The sequence below is a fragment of the Azospirillum sp. B4 genome, from assembly GCF_000333275.1.
Taxonomy (GTDB): Bacteria; Pseudomonadota; Alphaproteobacteria; order Azospirillales; family Azospirillaceae; genus Nitrospirillum.
In genome coordinates this window covers 1-19281 of record NZ_BACU01000590.1, presented here as the reverse complement: position 1 = coordinate 19281, position 19281 = coordinate 1, and the positions used below count along the sequence as shown (strand labels likewise).

The following is a 19281-nucleotide window of genomic DNA, read 5'->3' as shown; positions in this document are numbered from 1 at the left end:
GGGCCGCCACCGGTAGGGCCCCCGGGAGGACCCGAGAGACCATGACCTACCAAGCGCCCCTGAAGGAAATCCGTTTCGTCCTCAACTCCGTCGTCGGCCTGGACAAAGTTGCCGCCCTTCCGGCCTTCGAGGCCGCCACCCCCGACCTGGTGGACGCCGTGCTGGAGGAAGGCGCCAAGCTGGCCGACAACGTGCTGGCGCCCCTGAACGTGGTGGGCGACCGCCAGGGGGCGAAGCTGGTGGACGGCGGCGTGCGCACCCCCGACGGCTTCAAGGACGCCTACCGCCAATTCGTGGAGGGCGGCTGGAACAGCGTGCCCTTCGACCCCGACCACGGCGGCCAGGGTCTGCCCTGGACCCTGTTCATCGCCCTGCTGGAAACCTGGACCAGCGCCAACATGTCCTTCGCCCTGGGGCCGCTGCTGACGCAGGGGGCGGTGGAGCTGCTGACCGCCCACGGCTCGGACGAACAGAAGAAGCGGTACCTGGAAAAGCTGATCTCCGGCGAATGGGCCGGCACCATGAACCTGACGGAGCCGCAGGCCGGCTCAGACGTGGGGGCCGTGCGCACCCGCGCCGTGCGGCAGGAGGACGGCACCTATCGCGTCAGCGGCCAAAAGATCTTCATCACCTATGGTGACCACGACTGGACGGACAACATCGTCCACCTGGTGCTGGCCCGCACGCCGGACGCGCCGTCGGGCACCAAGGGCATCTCCCTGTTCATCGTGCCCAAGTTCCTGCTGAACGCCGACGGCACGCCGGGTGAGCGCAACGACGCCCACTGCGTCAGCCTGGAGCACAAGCTGGGCATCCACGCCAGCCCCACCGCCGTCATGAGCTATGGCGACAGCGGCTCTTGCGTCGGTTACCTGGTGGGTGAGGAGAACCGTGGCATTGAGTACATGTTCACCATGATGAACAACGCCCGCCTGGGCGTGGGCCTGCAGGGCGTGGCCGTGGGTGAGCGCGCCTACCAGCAGGCGCTGGACTATGCCAAGACCCGGGTGCAGAGCCGCGACGTGGCCGGCGGGCCGCAGCCGGTGACCATCATCCACCACCCCGACGTGCGCCGCATGCTGCTGACCATGCGGTCCAAGGTGGAAGCGGCGCGCGCCATCGTCTATTTCACCGCCTCATCCCTGGACGGCCGCCACCATCACCCGGACGCGGAAGCCGCGAAGCAGGCGGGTCTGCTGAACGACCTGATGACCCCGGTGGCCAAGGCCTGGAGCACCGACATCGGCGTGGAGGTGGCCAGCCTGGGCGTGCAGGTGCACGGCGGCATGGGCTTCATCGAGGAGACGGGGGCCGCCCAATATTACCGCGACGCCCGCATCGCCCCGATCTATGAAGGCACCAACGGCATCCAGGCCAACGACCTGGTGTTCCGCAAGCTGGGCCGCGACGGCGGCGCCGCCGCCCGCGCCCTGTTCGCCCTGATGGCGGAGACGGCCGAAAATGCCGCCGCCCAACCGGGCGATGACCTGGCCCCCATCGCCCAGGGCCTGAAGCGGGGCATCGCGGCGCTGGAGGATGCGACCACCTTCCTGGTGGACCATGTGAAGGCCGACGCCCGCGCGGCCGCCGCCGGGGCCGTGCCCTACCTGACCCTGTTCGGCAACGTCACCGGCGCCTTCCTGCTGGCCCGCGGCGCCATCGCCGCCAACCAGGCGCTGGCCCAGGGCCAGGACACGGCTTTCCATGAGGCCAAACTGGTCACCGCCCGCTTCTTCGTGGAGCAGGTGGTGGGCCCGTCCCTGGGCCTGGCCGAGGTCATCCGCACCGGTCACCGCACCCTGATGGCCCTGTCGGAAGAGCAGTTCTGAACGGGGAAGCAAACCATTGAAGTCAAAAGGCCGGGGCGATCACCCTGGCCTTTTCTTTTTGTCATAGGCCGCGACTGCGGCCGCCGGAGCTTTCCGGGGAGCGTCAGCGGACTGGAAAGCGAGGAAGCCAAGGCCACGGATGTGGCCGCCCGGCACCTGAGGGCATCGATATCAAATCCCCCCGCCATCCATCAGATCGGACAGGCGGTCGCGGATGCGGGTGGCCAGGGCGCGGGCGGCGCTGTCGTCGCGGGCGCGGGGGCGGGCGGTGGTAATGCGGTCTTCCGACCGCACGGTGGCGGGGGAACCCGCCAGCAGGATCACGCGGTCGGCCAGGTAGACGGCCTCGTCGATGTCGTGGGTCACGAACAGGATGGTCTTGGACGTGCGCCGCCACAGGTCCAGCAGTTCGTCCTGCAGGGTCTGGCGGGTGATGGCGTCGAGCGCGCCGAACGGCTCATCCATCATCAGCAGGTCGGGGTCGACCGCCAGGGCGCGGGCGATGGCCACGCGCTGGCGCTGTCCGCCCGACAGCTGGTGCGGCCAGCGGCCGGCCTTGTCGGCCAGGCCCACCAGGGCCAGCGCCTCTTCCGCCCGCCGACGGCGGTCGGCACGGGACAGGCCCAGCCCTTCCAGCCCGAAGGCGACGTTGGAGCGCACGGTGCGCCAGGGCAGCAGGCGGGCGTCCTGGAAAACCATGCCGTAGGGCCGGCGGCCCTTCAGGTCGCCGCCCCCCTGGGCGTGGCTGACCGTGCCGCTGTTGGTCGGCACCAGGCCCGCCACCACGCGCAGCAGGGTGGACTTGCCCACGCCCGAGGCGCCGACGATGGCGATGAATTCACCCGGCGCCACCGACAGGTTGAAATCGCGCAGCACCACGGTGCGGCCATCGGCGGCCGCGGGATTGGGGAAGGCGAGGCTGAGATCGCGGATCTCGATCATGGGCGTGTTTCCGGCCATCTCAGGGCTTCCACCGCATCAAACGGTCGCGCAAGGCCACGAAGCCCATGTCGACCAGGCCGTAGAACAGGGCCATGGTGGCCATGTAGACGATGACGATATCGGTCGCCAGCAGGGAACTGGCCTGCATCATGCGCTGGCCCAGGCCGGGCACGCCGAACAACTCCGCCGCCACCACCGACATCCAGGCCTGGCCCAACCCGTGCGCAATCCCCCCAGGATGGCGCCCGACGCCGCCGGCAGCACGATCTTGACCAGCTTGGCCAGGGTGAGCGGGTGGCCAAAGGCGTCGGCCAGTTCCAGCAGGTCGCGGTCCACCGCTTGCACGGCACCCAATGCTGCGAAGTAATTGATCCAGAAGACACCCAGCACGATGATGAAGGTGGCCGCCGTGGGCGTCACCCCGAACCAGATGATGGCGAACGGCACCCATGCCAGGCCGGGGATGGGCCGCAGCAGGCGCACCACCCAGCTGGTGAAGTCCTCCAGCCGGCGCGACATGCCGGTGAGGACGCCGGCGGCGATGCCGCCGACGGAGCCCAGGACCAGGCCCCAGGTGTAATGCACCAGGCTGTGCAGGATGGCATCCGTCCATTGGCCGCTCCGCACCTCCGCCACGAAGGCCGTGGGAATGGCGCTGGGCGGCGGCAGCAGGACCGGGCGCACCAAGCCCAGGCGGGGCACCGCCTCCCAAATCGCCAGGAAGGCGATGACGCCCAGCGCCGCCCACAGGCCGCGATACCGCCGCGACGGTTTGGCCAGGAAGGCGGACGGGGGTATGCGCTTGCCCGGGGCCGGAAGGCCGGTCCCGGGCTGGTCAGGCGATGGGGGGGAAGTCAAACGACGTCGCTCACTTATGGAGTTTTTCGTAATAGCTGGCGTCGAACAGGGTATCCAGCGGCTCCGCCTTCTTCAAGACACCGGTCTTCACCTGGAAGTCCTGCAGCACCTTGGTCTTTTCCACGATACGCTTGGGATCGACCACGAACTGCGAGGCGGGGGAGGTCAGGGCGCGCTGCATGGTCTTCACGTCCACGATGCCCCGGCCCAGCACCTTTTCCACATCCGCCGCGGCGCGGGCGGGATCCTGGTGGATCAGGGTGACGGCCTTGTCCACCAGTTCCACCAGCTTCTGCACCAGTTCCGGATGATCCTTGGCCAGCGCGCCGGTGACGCCCAGCACGGTGCCGGGCTGATCCTGGATCATGTCCTTGCCGTAGGCCAGCACCTTCACCGTGGGCAGGCGGTCCTGGATGATGGTCAGGGCCGGTTCGCGCACGGTGGCGGCGTCCACCGCGCCGGCCAGCAGCGCCTGCTGCGTGGCGTCGATGCCCATGGGCACGATCTGCACCTTGGCCGGGTCGACATGCTCATCCTCCTGCAGCCAGTACTTCAGCACCGTGTCGGGGATGGAGCCCACGGGCTGGGTGGCGATCTTCACCGGCCGGCCCAGCTTGGCCGCCAGGCGGGCGATGGCTTCCGCCTTGGTGCCGCCCTTGGCCGCCTCGGCCGCCAGGTCCGGCCCGCCGGCCACCACCAGTTCCTCCACCGCGGTGGAGGCCACGACCTTGACCGTGATGCCCTGGGAGCCGGCGACCATCAGCGGGCCGATGCCGCCCATGTAGGCCTCCAGCGTGCCCGAGGCCAGGCCCAGGATCATGTTGGGGCCGCTGTCGAACTGCGTCAGCTTCAGCTCGAACCCCGCCTGCTTGTCCCAGCCTTCCTGGCTGATGATGTAGGCCGGCGCCGCGCCCAGTACGGGGATATAGCCGATGTGGATCACCGGATCGGCGGCCTGGGCCGGAGCGGCCAGCAGGGCGCCGATCAACGGCAACGCCGTCAGCAGGGAGGAATAGGCACGACGCATGGGGCAGCTCCCTAGAAAGTGTGACCGGCGTGGATGGGCTTTATGGGAATTTATGCCGGCCGGCATAGGATCAACGAGAGCGGGCGTCTGTCAATGCCCGTGCCCGCGCGGGGGTTCTACCATAAATTCAACACGGCAATATGTTGAATTGCCGCACACCCGAACGGATTAGGGTCTGGGGTGACGATGATCACCGACAAGGGAGGTGCGCCCCGCCATCTTCCCCTGCCATCGTATGGGGACAAAGTTCAGGTAAAGAGCCAATGATGACGCGATCCTTAATTCAACATTAAAGATTCGTCATTATTATCCTTATTGACAGCATAAGTTGCGAGTGCCAGCCTTGGCGTCAAGGAAGGGGCCCCCAGCCCTCTTTCCCGGCCAGCGCCGGGGCTCTTGCTAACACCGGAACAACCGCCCGTTCGTTCCCCGACCAGGCAAGGGCCCCGGCCACCCGGCCCGCGGCCATTTGACGGAGCAGCTTGCGCCGCGTCACCAACCGCTAAAGCGCCACGAAGCCCCTTCGTGGTTCCTCCGGAACGTGCCCACGGAACGTGAAGGACCAGGCAATGACCCATACTTCCCAGCCCCCACAGCCACTCCACCGCCAGGCCGCCGCCTTGCGTTCCCGCTGTCCCCTCATGCGCATGGACTGCCGCTGTTGATGCCCCGCCGGACGCGCCCGCCGTGTCCCGCCGCCTCCAGCCGCAATGGTCCGGGCCACTGGCCCTGAGCCACAAAACCATCGTGTTGTTTTCACACCCCCGTAACGGCGGGGGTGTAGAGGGGTCTCACCATGAGCCAGCGAATTTCCCAACCGGAAACTGCCCGGGCGCCCGCGCCCGCCGCGGTCATCATCGAAACCGCCCGTCACACGGCGGGCCTAGCCGTCCAGGACGGCCGGGACGTCCAGTTCTTCGCCTCGCACAGCCTGTTCCTGGCCCTGGACGGTCAGCGATTCCGCAGCGTGCGGGCGCTGGAGCGGGCGGTGAGCAGCCTGGAAGCCGCCATCACCGACCAACGCCGCACCCGCGACAGCCGCGGCCAGATCTGGCGCAGCTGGGAAGGCGCGGCCGGAACGGATCAGCCCGAGGCGGCCTGATCCCCGCCGGCGGCAGCCCCGCCGGATCTGTCCTCGAAATACGTGTCCCCGAATTCGGCGATCATCGCCTGGGCCTCGTCCACCAGGGCGCGGACCAGGCGGCGGTCGGGATGGGTGCACAACGTCTCGTTCACGGCCTTGCCCAGCAGGGCCTGGGCCTGGGCCAGCAGCTTCACCGCCAACCGATCCTCGAGTTCCATGGGCCACCCCTTCAGCCTGTCCCGGCGTCCGACGCCCTGACGGGGCCGTGCGCCGCTTCCTTTCCGATAGCGCATAATCGCCGGCGGCACCAACCCCCACCGGCGCACATCACCCCATCCCCCGTGACCACCCGTTGCCCCGTGACCACCCGTCGCGTGGGCAATCGCCAGGAGGAATGTCATGACCTTGCGTCTGGGCGACATCGCCCCCGATTTCCAGGCCGAGACCTCGGAAGGCCCCATCCATTTCCATGACTGGATCGGCGACGGCTGGGCCGTCCTGTTCTCCCACCCCCGCGACTTCACGCCGGTGTGCACCACCGAGCTGGGCGCCGTCGCCCGGCTGAAGCCGGAATGGGACAAACGCGGCGTGAAGCCCATCGGCCTGTCGGTGGACCCGGTGGGCAGCCACCGCGATTGGGGCCGCGACATCGAGGAGACCCAGGGCACCGCCCTGAACTTCCCCCTGATCGCCGACCCCGACCGGACGGTGGCCAAGCTGTACGACATGATCCATCCCAACCATGATGAGACGCACACCGTGCGCACCGTCTTCGTCATCGACCCCAAGAAGAAGGTGCGGCTGCTGCTGACCTACCCGCAGACCACGGGCCGCAACTTCACCGAAGTCCTGCGGGTGATCGACAGCCTGCAACTGACCGACCGGCATAGCGTCGCCACCCCGGCCGACTGGACGGCGGGTGGCGACGTCATCATCGCCCTGTCGGTCACCGATGAGGCGGCGAAGGCCAAATTCCCCGACGGTTGGACGGCACCCAAACCCTATCTGCGCATCGTGCCGCAACCCAAGTGACGGCCCGGAGGTGGTGGTGGAGGCGGTGGCGGGGGCCGGGCGACCGGTCCCCGTCCGCTCAAGCCTCCGCCAGCACCTCGGCATAGAAGGCCGGGTCGACATTGCCGCCCGACAGCACCACGGCGATGGTGCGGCCCGCCGTCTCCACCTTGCCGGACAGCAGGGCCGCCAGCGCCGCCGCCCCGCCCGGTTCCACCACCAGCTTGAGGTTCGCGGCCGCGAAGCGCATGGCGGCGCGCACCTCCGCCTCCGTCACCACCAGGCCCGGCCCCAGCAGCGCCTGGGCCAGGGGAAAGGTGATGGTGCCGGGGATGGGGGCCAGCAGGGCGTCGCAGGAGGATTTGCCACCTGGCGGATTGGCCAGGCGTTCGCCCGCCGCCAGCGACCGCGCCATGTCGTCGAACCCCTCCGGCTCCGCCGTGTGCACGCTGGCCTGGGGAAACATCCGCTTCAGCCCCAGCGCCGTACCGGTGGCCAGGCCCCCGCCGCTGCAATTCACCAGGCAGGTGTCGACGGCCAGCCCCAGCGCCGCCGCCTGACGGCCGATCTCCAGCCCCACGGTGCCCTGGCCGGCGATGATATGGACATCGTCGTAGGAAGGCACCAGGACGGCGCCGGTACGGGCGCACAACTCACGCCCGATGACCTCGCGATCCTCGGTATAGCGGTCATAGAAGACGATCTCCGCGCCCAGGGCGCGGGTGCCCGCCACCTTGATGGCGGGGGCGTCGGCCGGCATGACGATGGTGGCCTTGGTGCCGACCAGGCCCGCCGCCGCCGCGACACCCTGGGCATGGTTGCCGGACGACCAGGCGACCACGCCGCGCGCCCGCTCCTCCGCGGTCAGGCGGCCCAGGCGGTTGTAGGCGCCACGAAACTTGAAGGAGCCGGTGCGCTGCAGCACCTCGGGCTTCAGCAACACCCGGCCACCCACCGCCGCGTCCAGGTCCGCGTTGGTGATCAGCGGCGTGACCACCGCCTTGCCTGCCAGCAAATCCGCCGCCGCCTCGACATCCCCGCCGGTTACCGCCATGCCCATGACTGTCCCTTCCCTATGCGATTCCGTGGGGCACAGGCTGGCACCCCCCGGGGCGTCCGCGCAAGCGCGGCGCCCGGCATGGCTGCCCTTATTCATACCGCAGCGCCGTCACCGGCTTGGCCGCCGCCACCCGGGCGGCATGGCCCGCCACGGTGACCCAGGCGATGGCCAGCGCGGCCAAGCCGGCCAGGGCGAAGACCAGGGGGTTCATCTGGATGCGGTAGGCGTAGCCGCCCAGCCACCGCCCCATCAGCACCCAGGCCAGGGGCCAGGCGACCAGGTTGGCCAGCAGCACCGGCTTGCTGAACTGCCAGACCAGTAGGCGCACGATGTCGGCGACGGTGGCGCCCAGCACCTTGCGCAAGCCGATCTCCTTGGTCCGCCGCTCCGCCGTGAAGGCCGCCAGGCCGAACAGGCCCAGGCAGGCGATCAGGATGGCCAGGCCGGAGAACAAGGCCAGCAGGTCGCCCTGCCGCGCCTCCTCCGCATAGACTTGGCGGATATGGTCGTCCAGGAACTCCCGCGTCAGCGGCAGATCCGGGAGCAGCCGGCGCCAGGTGTCGTCGATGGCGGCCAGGGTGGCGGCGTCGGCGTTCGGGGCGAGGCGCACCAGCAGGATGGAGCGGTCGTCATGCATGGCCAGGTAAATCGTGGGTTCGAAGTCGGCGTGGGCGCTGTCGAATTGCACATCGTCCACCACACCGACGATGGTCAGCGCGGTGCCACCGCCATACACCACCGTCCGCCCCACCGCCTGTTCGGCCGTGGCCAGGCCCAAACGCCGCACCGCCGTGGCGGACAGGACAGCGGGAATGGTGACGCCGCCGCCGCCCGCCCGCAGGGCGGCATGGCTGGTGATGTCCCCAGGCCGCGCCGGGTCGAACAGGCGTCCCGCCCGCAAGGGGACGCCCAGGGCCTGCAGATAATCCGCGTCCACCTGCTCGGTGCGGATCAGCAGGTCGGGCGTGCCCGCCGGCGTCTCCGGCAGGCGGTAGTTGTTCGTCCACGCGCTGCGGTCGCTGGGCACATTGGCGGCGGCGCCGGCGGCGGCGACACCCGGAATGCGCAGCAGCGCGTCGCGCAGGGCATCGATGCCGGCCAGTCCCGCCGGACGGTCCAATCCCCGCAGCACCACCGCCCCCTCCGCCCGGAAGCCCAGGTTCTGGGTGCTGGCGTAGCGGGTCTGCTGCCCCATGACGATGGTGGCGATCCCCAGCACGATGGCCGCCGTGAACTGCAGCATCACCAGGGCGGCCCGCAACCGGCCGCCGCCGGCCGCCCGGCTTTCCCGCAGCAGGTCGGTGGGCCGGGGACGGGACAAAACATAGGCGGGATAAAGGCCCCCCAGGAGGCCGACGACCAGCACCAATGGCGCGATGGTCGCCAGCAGCCAGGCGCCGGACACGAACGACGCGTCCAGTCGCACGTCCAGAAGGGTGAGGAAGCGGGGCATCGCCAGTTCCACCAGCGCCAGGCCCAACAGACCGGCCACCAGGGCCAGCAGTACCGATTCCAGCAGGAACTGCGCCACCAATTGACCGCGCCGCCCGCCCAGGGTCTTGCGGATGGCGACCTCACGCGCGCGCAAGGAGGAGCGCGCGGTCGCCAGGTTCACGAAATTCACGATGGCGATGGCCAGAACCAGGCCGGCGATGGCCACAAACCCGGCCAGCGTGGCGGGAGACACGCCCCTGCCCTCGATCGGGTCGGTGTGCATGGCCGTCAGCGGCTGCAACTCAAGGGTTTCCACCAAACCCGGGGCCACGGCCTCCATGCCTTCGCGGTGGGCCGCCAGCAGGGCCGGGAAGCGCGGCGCCAGGGCCGCCGGATCCACGCCTGGCCTCAGCATCACGAAGGTCTGAAGGAACTCGTCCCGCCACCGGGTGTCCTTGTCGGCGAACAGGGGGTCCCAGCCATCCTGGAACTTGGTGGCGATGTTGGTCCAGATCTGGGTGGGCAGGTCGCGGCTGAAGAGGGTGTTGGACGGCAGATCCCGCACCACGCCCGTCACCATCAGCCCGGCGCCCGACGTCAGGGTCAGGGTTCGGCCCAAAGCCTCCGCCGTGCCGAAATAGCGGCGGGCCTGCCCCTCCGTCAGGACCACGGTGCCGGGGCCGGCCAGCGCCGTGGCCGGATCGCCCGCCAGGAAGGGAAAGTCGAACAGGCGGAAGAAGGGCGCGTCCACCAGGGTGATGCGGTCCTCCACAGGCGCGCCCCTGTCGCGCAGCACCACGGCGTGGCGCGCCACCCTCACCATGGCCTCCACCTCCGGCAGATCCTGCGCCAGGACTGGTCCCAGGGGCTTGGCCGTCACCGTCATGCGGCCGGGCGCATGGCCGGGCAGGTATTGCGCCGGCAACACGCGGAAAATGCGACCGGCGTCGCGGAAAAAGCCGTCGTAGTGGGTCTCATGCCAGACGAACAGGCCCATCATGGCCGCCGTAGCGATGCCCAGCGCCAAACCCACCACGTTCAGCACGGTGTAAAGCCGCTGGCGCACCAGCACCCGCACCGCCACCCGGAGATAATTCGTCAGCATGAAGGGCCCCCTTATTCGTATCGCAGCGCGTCGACCGGCTTCGCCGCCGCCACCCGGGCGGCGTGGCCGGCCACCGTCACCCAGGCGACCAGCAACGCCGCCAGGCCGGCCACGGCGAACACCAGCGGATCACGGTCGATGCGGTAGACGAACGCGCCCAGCCAATGACCGGCCAGCACCCAGGCCACGGGCCAGGCGACCAGGGTGGCCAGCGCCACGGGCTTGCTGAACTGCCAGACCAGCAGGCGCACGATGTCCGGAATGGTGGCGCCCAGCACCTTGCGCAGCCCGATCTCCTTCGTCCGCCGTTCCGCCGTGAAGGCCGCCAGGCCGAACAGGCCCAGGCAGGCGATCAGGATGGCCAGGCCGGCGAACGTGGCCAGCAGCAGCGACTGCTGGCGCTCCCCGGCATAGGCGGCGCGGATATTGTCGTCCATGAACTCCCGCTTCACCGGCAGGTCGGGGTAAAGGCCGCGCCAGGCGTCGTCGATGGCGGCCAGGGTGGCGGGGCCGCTGCCGGCCGCCACACGCACGGCCATGGTCTCCACATGCCCCGGCGCCATCACATAGACCGTGGGCTCCAGCACCTCGCGCGCCGTGCTGAACTGCACGTCGTCGACCACGCCGATGATGGTCATGACCGTACGGTCCTCCATCACCAGGGTGCGGCCGACCGCCTGTTCCGGCGTGCCCAGGCCCAGGCGGGCCACGGCCAGGGACGACAGGATGATGGTGCCGCCCCGAGGCATGTCCGGAAGCTCCGGCGGCTCCCCCCGGTCCAGGACGATGTCTATGGCGCGGGTCGGGTCGAACAGGCGCCCGGCCAGCAGGTGGATGCCCAGCGCCTCCATATAGCCCATGTCCACGCCCTCGGTCCGCAGGCGCATCCACCCGTCCTTGGGGACGTCGGGCATATGGAAGGTCGCGAACCAGTCCGAGCCATCGGCCGGCGGTGCCAGGGTGGCGCCCGCCCGCATGACCCCGGGGATGCGCAACAGGGCCTGGCGCAGGGCATCCTGGTGCGCATGGCCCTCCGGGCTGTCCAGCCCGCGCAGCAGCACCACGTTCTCCGGCAGGAAGCCCAGGCGCTGGGTGCTGGCGTAGCGGGTCTGCTGCACCACGATGACGGTGGAAATGACCAGCACGATGGCGGCGGCGAACTGGATGACGACCAGGGCGCCGCGCAGGCGCCCGCCGCCGGCCGCCCCCGTGCCGCCCTTCAACAACTCGCCCGGCCGGGGCCGTGACAGCACCAGCGCCGGGTAGAGGCCGCCCAGCAGCCCCACCACGGCCACCAGCGGCAGGGTCACCGCCGCCACCCACCAACCGGACAGGAAACGCTGGTCCATGTGCAGGCCCAGCGCGCCCAGGAAGCGCGGCATGGCCAGTTCCACCAGCGCCAGCGCCAGCACGCCCGAAACCAGGGCCAGCAGCAGCGATTCCGTCAGGAACTGCGCCACCAGCAGGCCGCGTCCGCCGCCCATGGTCTTGCGGATCGCCACCTCCCGTGCCCGCAGGGAGGAGCGGGCCGTCGACAGGTTGATGAAATTCACCATGGCGATGCCCAGCACCAGGAAGGCGATGCCGACGAAGGTCAGCAGCAGGGACAAGGGCACGCCGTCGTCGCTGATGCCTTCCACATGAATGCGGGTCAGCGGTTGCAGGGCCAGGCGGATGTTGGGCTTGCCCGTCGTCTCGCTCAGATAGTCCTTCATGCGCGCCAGCAGGAAGTCCGGCAGCCGGGCGGTCAGGACGGCCGGGTCCGTCCCCGGCTTCAGCAGGACGTAGGTGCGCAGGAAGCTGTGGTCCCATTGCCCATCGGCGGCCGCGAACATCGGGTCCCAGCCGTCGTTGAAGCGGGTGGCGATGTTGGTCAGCATCTCCAGATGGAAGACGGTGTTGGACGGCAGGTCGCGCACGATGCCTGTCACCGTCAACGTGGCGCCCGACGTGAGGGTCAGCACCCGGCCTAGGGTGTCGGTAGTACCAAAATACTTGCGGGCCGCCGTTTCCGTCAGGACCACGGTGCCCGACCCCCGGATGGCCGTTGCCGGATCGCCCGCCAGGAAGGGCCAGTCGAACAGCCGGAAGTAGTCCGGGTCGGCCACGGTCACCCGCGCCTCGAACACGGCGCCGTCGCGGCGCACCGCCACGCCATGGCCGGCCGCCCGCACCACGACCTCCATTTCCGGAAAATCGCGGGCCAGGGCAGGCCCCAAGGGCTTCGCCTCGGCCGCGACCGTCATGGGCGCGCCGCTGGGCGTCTGATAGGTGCGCACCACGCGGTAGATGCGATCGGCATGGGTGAAGAAGCCGTCATAGTGCATCTCATGCCAGACGAAGAGGCCGATCATGGCCGCCGTGGCGATGCCCAGCGCCAGGCCTGAGATGTTCAGGATGGTGTAGAGCCGCTGGCGCACCAGCACCCGCACCGCCACCTTCAGGAAATTCCCCAGCATTTTCATCCCCTCAATCGCCGGGCGCCGCCATCCGGCGGCTTGGGCTCATTCATAGCGCAGGGCGTTGACCGGCTTGGCCGCCGCCACCCGGGCCGCATGCCCCGCCACCGTCACCCAGGCGATCACCAGGGCCGCCAGACCCGCCACGGCGAAGACCAGGGGGCTCATCTGGATGCGGTAGGCGTAGCCCTCCAGCCAGCGGTGCAGGCCCAGCCAGGCCAGAGGCCAGGCGATCAGGTTGGCCGCCATGACCGGCTTGCTGAACTGCCAGACCAGCAAGCGCACGATGTCCAGCACCCCGGCGCCCAGCACCTTGCGCAGCCCGATCTCCTTGGTCCGCCGCTGGGCGGTGAAGGCGGCGAGGCCGAACAAACCCAGGCAGGCGATCAGGATGGCCAGGCCGGTGAAACCGCCCAGCAGCATGCCCTGGCGCTGTTCGCCCACGTACGCGTCACGGATGTGGTCATCCAGGAACTGCCGGTTCAGCGGAATGGTGGGGAAGGTGTCCGCCCACAGCCGGTCGATGGCCGCCAGGGTGGCGGGGCCGGCGCTGGGGTCCAGGCGCACGGCCATGACATCCAGCCCCTTTTCATCCAGCAGGAAGGCGGTGGGCTGCAGCTCCGTCCGGGCGCTGTTGAACTGCAGGTCGTCGATGACGCCGATGATGGTCAGGGGATAGTCGACATCGTAGATGACCTGGCGGCCGATCGCCTCTTCCGGCGTGTGGAAGCCCAGGCGCTGGATGGCGCGCAACGACAGCACGGTGGTGCGCCCCTGGGGGTCGGTGGGACGGGCGTTGCCGATCCCCTGGCCTTCCCCCTGGCCGGCCGCCGTCTTGCTGCGCAACGCGTCGGCGGTCGCTTGGCGGTCGAACAGGCGGCCGGCCAATAGGCGCACGCCCATGGCTTGCAGATAATCGTGGCCGATGAATTCGCTGCGGAAGACGATGGTGCCATCGTCCACGGTGGCCGGCATATGGTAGTTGTCGGTGCTGTCCGACCCATCGCTGGGCGCGTGGCCGCTGGCGCCGGCACCGGCCACGCCGGGGATGCGCAGCAGCGCCTGGCGGAAGCTGTCGATATGATCGCGCGCCTCGGGCTGGTGCAGTTCGCGCACCAGCAGCACGCCCTCGGCCTGGAAGCCCAGTTGCTGGCTGCTGGCGTAGCGGGTCTGCTGGAAGATGACGACGGTGGAGATGGCCAGCAGGATGGCGGCGGTGAATTGGGCGACCACCAGGATGGTGCGCACGAACCCGCCCCCGGCCGACGCCGGCCCACCCTTCAGCAGCACGGACGCCGCCGGCCGCGACAACACCACGGCGGGGTAGATGCCGGCCAGGCCGCCCACCACCACCACGCCGGCCAGCTCCGCCAGGATCAGCCAGGGGCTGGCCAGGTAGCTCTGGTCGAAGCGGATGCCCAGCAGCCGCACGAAGACGGGCATGGCTATTTCCGTCAGGGCCACGGCCAGCAGGGCGGCACCCAGCGTCAGCAGCACCGATTCCACCATGAACTGGGCGATCAGGGTCCCCCGCGGCGCGCCCAGCGCCTTGCGCACCGCCACCTCGCGCACCCGAAGGGAGGAGCGCGCGGTGGACAGGTTGATGAAATTGATGATGGCGATGCCCAGCACCACGCCGGCCACGGCGACCAGGCCATGCAGCACGCCCAGCAGGTTGGCGCCGACCCCGGTGGGGTCGGTGTGGATGTGGGTCAGGCCCGTCAGCACCAGGGCCTTGCTGGGCTTGCCCGTGCCGGGGGACAGATAGTCACTGTCGCGCGACGCCAGGAAGGCGGGGAATCGCGCCGTCAACGCCGCGGTGTCGGTGCCGGGCTTCACCAGGATGTAGGTGCGCAGGAAATTGGTGTTCCACCGCGTGTCCATGCGGGCGAACCAGTCGTCGAAATTGGGGCCCAGGCGCGTGGTGATGGCGGTGACCATGGCGTCGCGGCGCAGGTGGGTGTTGGTGGGCAGGTCGCGCATGACGCCGGTGACCGTCAGGCTGATGCCATTGGTCAGGGTCAGCGTCCGGCCCAGCACATCCACCCCGTTGAAGTATTTGCGCGCCATGCTTTCCGGCAGGACGATGGTGCCCGGCTCCCGGATGGCCGTGGCCGGGTCGCCGGCGATGAAGGGTAGGTCGAACAGGTGGAAGAAGTCCGCGTCCACCACCAGCGCCCGTTCGCGGAAGGCGGTGCCGTCATGCGCCACCACCACCGGTTCGGAATGGACACGCACCGCCGCCTCCACCTCGGGGAAGTCCTGCTTCAGCAGCGGTGCCAGGGGTTTGGCCGTGGAATCGTAGGTGATGGCCGCCCGGCCGGGCAGCAGCTCCGTCTTGTCCACGCGGTAGATGCGGTTGGCGTTGGTGAAGAAGGCGTCGTAGCTGGTCTCATGCCAGACATAGAGGCCCAGCATGCTGGCGGCGGCGATGCCGATGGCCAAGCCCGCCACGTTCAGCACGGTGTACATCCGGTCACGCACCAGGATGCGCACCGCCACCTTCAGGAAACTGCCCAGCATCTTCATGGCGGTGACTCCTTATTCATATCGCAGGGCGGCAACGGGCCTGGTCGTCGCCACGCGGGCGGCGTGCAGGCCCACGGTGGCCCAGGCGACCATCAAGGCCGACAGGCTGGAGGCCACGAACAACAGGGGGTTCAAGGACACGCGCTCGGCGAAGCCATCCAGCCAGTGCCGCATGGCGAACCAGGCCACCGGCCACGCGACGACGTTGGCCACCAGCACGGGCTTGGAGAACTGCCAGACCAGGAGGCGCACGATGTCCGCCACCTTGGCGCCCAGCACCTTGCGCACGCCGATCTCCTTGGTGCGCCGCTCGGCGGTGAAGGCGGCCAGACCGAACAGGCCCAACGCCGCGATGACGATGGCCAGGCCGGAGAACGCCGCGAACATTTGGCCGGCCCTGGTTTCCGTGCCGTAGACGATGCGCAACTGGTCATCCAGCAGGAAGCGGGGTACGGGCTGGTCCGGCACCAGGTGGCGCCAGGTGTCGTCGATCAGCGCCAAGGCGCCCGCCATCTGCCCCGGCTTCACCCGGATGATCAGCTGGTGGAACTCCTCCCGCTGCAGGATGAACAGGTTGGGGGCGATGATGGTGCGCACGCTGCCCTGGCGGAAATCCCTCACCACGCCCACGACCGTGGCCTGGACGCCAGGCTCGTCATGATCAGACGGCACGACCAAGGTGGCGCCCAGGGCCGCCGCGTCGGTGGTGTAGCCCAGGCGCCGCACCGCCGTCTGGTTCAGGATGACGGACGTGTGCCGCACAGCGTGGCCGCCGCCCGGGGCCAGGATGTCGCCCGGACGCTGGCGGTCGAAGACCCGGCCGGCCGCCAGCGGTATGCCCAGGGCCGCGAAGTAATCATAATCCACGGCGTCCTGGCGCATGACGATGGGCTCATCCGCCCCTTCCCCCGTGCGGTGGATGCCGGCGGACATTTCCATCTGGCCACCGGGGATGGTGGCGGCGGCGGACACGACGGCGATGCGGGGATCGCGGCGCAGCGTGTCGGCCAGCGTATCAGCCCGGCTCCCCTTTCGGTCCACGCCCTCCGGCGGCAGGGGCAGGATGACGACGTCGTCCTTGTTGAAGCCCAGTGCGCGACCCTGAGCGAAGGACATTTGGCTGTAGACCACGCCGGTCGCCACCATCAACGCGATCGATACGGCGAACTGCAGCAACACCAGCAGCGCGCGGGCACGCCCGCCGGCGGCCCCCCCCGTCCGCCCGGCCTTCAGCACCGGGCCGGGCTGGTAGGCGGACAGCACGACGGCGGGATAGAAGCCACCGACGCCGCCGACCACCAGGATCAGCAGGGCCAGGCCCGCCAGGACCACGGGATCGCGCCAGTACTGGAAGGCCAGGCCATCCCTGCCCAGAAAGGCGGCGTAGGAGGGCAGCGCCATCTCCGTCAGGGCGAGGGCCAGGACCAGGGCCACGACACTGAGCAGCAGGGATTCCCCCAGGAACTGGGCCATGACTTGGCGCCGGCTGGCCCCCACGACTTTGCGCAACGCTACCTCCCGCGCCCTCAAGGACGCGCGGGCCGTCGCCAGGTTCATGAAGTTGATGCAGGCGATGGCCAGCACCAGGACGGCCACGGCGGAAAAGGTGGCGATCTCCGCCGGCGTGATCGTCGCCACCTGGGCATGCAGGGCGGGCGTCAGGTGGGCCTGGGCCAGCGGCACCAGGAAGAAGTGGAAGATGGTGTCAAAATGGATCACGCCGGTGCTGCTGGTCCGGGGCGGGATGGCGGCGGTGAAAGCGGGGAGGCCTGCCGTCAGCCGGGCGGGATCCGCCCCCGGGGCCAGTTTCACGAAGGTCAGCATGCTCATGCCGCCCCACATCCCCAGCATTTCGGGCGGGTATTGCGACGCCACGCCGGTCAGGGGGATCAGGGCGCCGAACGCGAACTGGGTGTTGGACGGCAGGTCGCGCATCACGCCCGTCACCCGCACCTCGTGCGCACCGTCCACCAGCAAGGTCTGGCCGATGGGATCGGCGTCGCCGAAATATTTGCGCGCCGTCTTCTCCGTCAGGACGATGGAGGCCGGATCGTCCAGCGCCGTAGCCCGGTCACCCGAGCGGAAGGCCCAGTCGAACATGCGGAACACGGTGGGATCGGCCACCGTCAGGTCTTCGGAGAAGACGGCGTCGCCCCGCTTAACGGCGGACTGCTGCTCGCTCATCCGCGTCACCTCTTCCACCTCGCCGAAGGCTTGGCGCAGGGCGGGACCGGTGGGGGCCGGGAGGCGCACGGTGTCCATCGGCGCGCGGCCTGGCAGGGTGGCCGTCATGTCGACCTGATAGATGCGGTCGGCATCGGTGAAGTCGCGGTCGTAGGTCAGCTCGTTGCGCACGAACAGGCCGATCAGGATGGCCACCGCCAGGCCCAGCGCCAGGCCGACGACGGTGATGGCCGAATAGAGCTTGTGCCCCGCCATCATGCGCAGCGCCATCTTCACCGAATTACCCATCACGGTCATCTGACAGCCTCCTTATTCATAGCGCAGCGCGGCGACCGGCTTGGTGGCCGCCACCCGGGCGGCGTGCAGGGCCACCGTCGCCCAGGCGATGGCCAAGGCCGACAGGCTGGCGGCCACGAACAGCAGCGGGTTCAGCGGGACGCGGTCGGCGAAGCCGTCCAGCCAATGGCGCATGGCGAACCAGGCCACCGGCCAGGCGATGAGGTTGGCCACCAGGACGGGCTTCGAGAACTGCCAGACCAGCAGGCGGACGATGTCGGCGACGCCGGCGCCCAGCACCTTGCGCAGCCCGATCTCCTTCGTCCGCCGTTCGGCGGTGAATGCCGCCAGGCCGAACAGGCCCAGGGCGGCGATGACCAGGGCCAATCCTGAGAAGGCGGCGAACAGCTGACCGGTCTTGATCTCGCGCTCATAGACGCTCTGCAGCTGGGCATCCAGGAAGACGCGGGGCACCGGCCGGTCCGGCACCATGGCCCGCCAGGCGCGATCGATCGCCTCCAGCGCGGCCGGCATCTCCCCCGCCTTCACCCGGATCAACAGCTGGCTGTAGTTCCGGGGCATCAGCAGGAACATCTGCGGCGCCACCGCGGTGTGAACGCTGCCCTGGTGGAAGTCCTCCACCACGCCCACCACCGTCACCCGCACCCCCGCCTCACCCGCCTTGCCGGGCAGTATCAGCGGCTGGCCCAGCGCCGCCTCGGGACTGGCATAGCCCAGGCGCCGCACGGCCGACTGATTCAGCACCACGCTGCCATGGCGCTGCACCTGGGGATTGGCCGGATCCGCCGGCGGAATGGCGTCCGCCGCGTATTGCCGGTCGAAGACGCGTCCGGCCGCCAGCCGCACATCCAGGGTGGCGAAGTAATCGTAGTCCACCGCGTCACGGCGCAGGACCATGGCGCCGTCGTCGGACGGCGAACCGGGGCGGATCACGCCCGTGTTGTTCTCCGTCCCACTGCCGGGATAGGACTCGGCCAAGGCGGCCGACACGATGCGCGGGTCCTGCCGCAGCGTGTCGCGCAGGGTTAGCGCCTTCTGCTGCAGGTCGGGGGCGTAGAGGTCGGTCAGGACGACCACGTTGTCCTTGTTGAAGCCCAGCGCCCGGCCCTGGGCGTAGGCCAGTTGGCCATAGACCACGCCCGTCGCCACCATCAGGCCGATGGAGATGGCGAACTGCAGCACCACCAGGGCCACCCGGAGCCGACCGCCGGCGCCCGTGCCGCCGCTGTTGCCCTTCAGCACCGGCCCCGGCTGGAAAGCCGACAGGAAGACGGCGGGGTATAGGCCGCCGACGCCGCCCACCACCAGAACCAGGGCCACCAGGCAGCCGATGACGCGCACGTCCCTCAGGTAGTCGAAGGACAGCGACGACTTGCCCAGGAAGGCGGTGAAGGACGGCAGCAGCACCTCCACCAGCGCCACGGCCAGGATCAGGGCCAGGGTGGTCAACAGGATGATTCGC

At 69.4% G+C, this 19281-nt stretch carries 12 protein-coding genes and 1 pseudogene; 3 read left to right on the top strand and 10 right to left on the bottom strand.

The annotated features are described in order from the left end of the window. The first annotated feature begins 41 nt into the window (after nt 1-41). Complete coding sequence (locus I55_RS26730; RefSeq protein ID WP_044563774.1) at nt 42-1829, top strand: acyl-CoA dehydrogenase; 1788 nt, start codon at nt 42-44, stop codon at nt 1827-1829. Nucleotides 1830-2000: 171 nt separating this feature from the next. On the opposite strand, the gene I55_RS26725 is transcribed toward I55_RS26730, so the two are convergent. The 3 genes and pseudogenes from I55_RS26725 to I55_RS26715 all read right to left on the bottom strand — a co-directional run bounded on the left by I55_RS26725 (nt 2001) and on the right by I55_RS26715 (nt 4656). Beyond that, entirely contained in the window at nt 2001-2789 is a 789-nt protein-coding gene (locus I55_RS26725) for an ABC transporter ATP-binding protein (RefSeq protein ID WP_044563773.1), read from the bottom strand. A 1-nt stretch (nt 2790) separates the two neighbouring features. Further along, a pseudogene (locus I55_RS26720) lies at nt 2791-3551 on the bottom strand (ABC transporter permease). An 88-nt stretch (nt 3552-3639) separates the two neighbouring features. Continuing rightward, the gene (locus tag I55_RS26715; protein ID WP_044563772.1) at nt 3640-4656 is read right to left on the bottom strand and encodes an ABC transporter substrate-binding protein; all 1017 of its coding nucleotides are present in this window, start codon (nt 4654-4656) and stop codon (nt 3640-3642) included. A 796-nt stretch (nt 4657-5452) separates the two neighbouring features. Here I55_RS26715 and I55_RS26710 point away from each other — a divergent pair. After that, a complete protein-coding gene (locus I55_RS26710) occupies nt 5453-5758 on the top strand; it encodes a hypothetical protein (protein ID WP_044563771.1) in 306 nt (101 codons plus the stop codon). On the opposite strand, the gene I55_RS26705 is transcribed toward I55_RS26710, so the two are convergent. Next, nucleotides 5740-5958 carry a hypothetical protein gene (locus I55_RS26705; RefSeq protein WP_044563770.1) on the bottom strand — a complete coding sequence of 73 codons (219 nt, stop codon included), beginning with the start codon at nt 5956-5958 and terminating at the stop codon, nt 5740-5742. The two genes, I55_RS26710 and I55_RS26705, sit on opposite strands and share 19 nt — an antisense overlap. Nucleotides 5959-6139: 181 nt before the next feature. Here I55_RS26705 and I55_RS26700 point away from each other — a divergent pair, with 181 nt between their 5' ends. Continuing rightward, entirely contained in the window at nt 6140-6772 is a 633-nt protein-coding gene (locus I55_RS26700) for a peroxiredoxin (RefSeq protein ID WP_044563769.1), read from the top strand. A gap of 58 nt (nt 6773-6830) precedes the next feature. Here I55_RS26700 and I55_RS26695 read toward each other — a convergent pair whose 3' ends face one another. The 6 genes from I55_RS26695 to I55_RS26670 form a co-directional block, all read right to left on the bottom strand. After that, entirely contained in the window at nt 6831-7811 is a 981-nt protein-coding gene (locus I55_RS26695) for a threonine/serine dehydratase (protein WP_044563768.1), read from the bottom strand. An 88-nt stretch (nt 7812-7899) separates the two neighbouring features. Further along, nucleotides 7900-10350: an ABC transporter permease gene (locus I55_RS33540; RefSeq protein WP_049974533.1), complete on the bottom strand. Its 2451-nt coding sequence runs from the start codon at nt 10348-10350 to the stop codon at nt 7900-7902. A gap of 11 nt (nt 10351-10361) precedes the next feature. After that, nucleotides 10362-12809, bottom strand: a complete 2448-nt coding sequence (locus I55_RS33535; protein ID WP_049974532.1) for an ABC transporter permease — start codon at nt 12807-12809, stop codon at nt 10362-10364. 45 nt (nt 12810-12854) lie between these two features. Beyond that, entirely contained in the window at nt 12855-15338 is a 2484-nt protein-coding gene (locus I55_RS33530) for an ABC transporter permease (protein WP_049974531.1), read from the bottom strand. A gap of 12 nt (nt 15339-15350) precedes the next feature. After that, complete coding sequence (locus I55_RS26675) at nt 15351-17819, bottom strand: ABC transporter permease (RefSeq protein WP_049974530.1); 2469 nt, start codon at nt 17817-17819, stop codon at nt 15351-15353. A gap of 12 nt (nt 17820-17831) precedes the next feature. Beyond that, on the bottom strand, nt 17832-19281 hold a 1450-nt coding region (locus I55_RS26670; protein ID WP_044563767.1), incomplete at its 5' end, for an FtsX-like permease family protein.

Coding starts and splice junctions, on each gene's coding strand:
- I55_RS26725 (WP_044563773.1), bottom strand. CDS start 2,789: ATGGCCGGAAACACGCCCATGATCGAGATCCGCGATCTCAGCCTCGCC.
- I55_RS33540 (WP_049974533.1), bottom strand. CDS start 10,350: ATGCTGACGAATTATCTCCGGGTGGCGGTGCGGGTGCTGGTGCGCCAG.
- I55_RS26715 (WP_044563772.1), bottom strand. CDS start 4,656: ATGCGTCGTGCCTATTCCTCCCTGCTGACGGCGTTGCCGTTGATCGGC.
- I55_RS26730 (WP_044563774.1), top strand. CDS start 42: ATGACCTACCAAGCGCCCCTGAAGGAAATCCGTTTCGTCCTCAACTCC.
- I55_RS26700 (WP_044563769.1), top strand. CDS start 6,140: ATGACCTTGCGTCTGGGCGACATCGCCCCCGATTTCCAGGCCGAGACC.
- I55_RS26695 (WP_044563768.1), bottom strand. CDS start 7,811: ATGGGCATGGCGGTAACCGGCGGGGATGTCGAGGCGGCGGCGGATTTG.
- I55_RS33530 (WP_049974531.1), bottom strand. CDS start 15,338: ATGAAGATGCTGGGCAGTTTCCTGAAGGTGGCGGTGCGCATCCTGGTG.
- I55_RS26710 (WP_044563771.1), top strand. CDS start 5,453: ATGAGCCAGCGAATTTCCCAACCGGAAACTGCCCGGGCGCCCGCGCCC.
- I55_RS33535 (WP_049974532.1), bottom strand. CDS start 12,809: ATGCTGGGGAATTTCCTGAAGGTGGCGGTGCGGGTGCTGGTGCGCCAG.
- I55_RS26705 (WP_044563770.1), bottom strand. CDS start 5,958: ATGGAACTCGAGGATCGGTTGGCGGTGAAGCTGCTGGCCCAGGCCCAG.
- I55_RS26675 (WP_049974530.1), bottom strand. CDS start 17,819: ATGACCGTGATGGGTAATTCGGTGAAGATGGCGCTGCGCATGATGGCG.